This is a genomic window from Flavobacterium maritimum (assembly GCF_040049085.1).
GTDB classification, from domain to species: Bacteria; Bacteroidota; Bacteroidia; order Flavobacteriales; family Flavobacteriaceae; genus Flavobacterium; species Flavobacterium maritimum.
The window spans coordinates 1-603 of sequence record NZ_JBDLZY010000027.1 but is presented as its reverse complement, the minus strand read 5'-3'; the positions used below and the strand labels follow the sequence as shown (position 1 = coordinate 603).

At 43.4% G+C, this 603-nt stretch carries 2 protein-coding genes; both read left to right on the top strand.

Annotated elements, in window-relative coordinates; genetic code table 11:
* Positions 1-17 precede the first annotated feature (17 nt).
* Positions 18-101 (top strand): hypothetical protein, encoded by an 84-nt coding sequence (locus ABEB23_RS18370; protein WP_498371356.1) that lies wholly within the window; start codon positions 18-20, stop codon positions 99-101.
* A gap of 3 nt (positions 102-104) precedes the next feature.
* A partial coding sequence (locus ABEB23_RS18120; protein ID WP_348814126.1) for a PriCT-2 domain-containing protein occupies positions 105-603 on the top strand: 499 nt, incomplete at its 3' end.

The window sequence follows — 603 nt, the reverse complement described above, 5'->3', positions numbered from 1 at the left end:
ACACCTACCAACTCGAAATAGACCAATCCGGAAAGGACATTTCAAGAGCCTGTTTCCTTCCACATGATTCAGAAATATTCATCAATCCTAAATACTTGTAGGACATGGAAAGAAAAACATTCAATCCGCAGGATTGGCTTAATCAGCCAACCCCGCAACCGAAAGTTACAGAGCAACAAACTTTCAATACAGATTCTCAAACAGACGAAGTAGAGCGCATCATCCAAAGCATTGAAGCCAACCGAACAGATATTACCTCCACTTACAGCGACTGGGTAAATATCGGATTTGCCTTCTCTGATGAGTTTGGAGAAAATGGCCGTACCCTATTTCATAGGGTGAGCCAGTTTTATCCAGGCTATTCTGCCCCGGAGTGCGACAAGCAATTTGACAATTGCTTGAAATCAAAAGGTCATGGCGTTTCACTAAAGACCTTTTTCTACCTCGCCAAGGATGCAGGAATTGACATCGCTCCTCCACGGACAGAAAAGCAGGATCAGCGAACTTTCAAAAGTGAAAAGCTGAATGGTAGTCAATATGAATACCACCAGCCCGAAAATCAGGAACCGGAAGAAATGCCAACCTTTCCAGATTCCTTGTTTC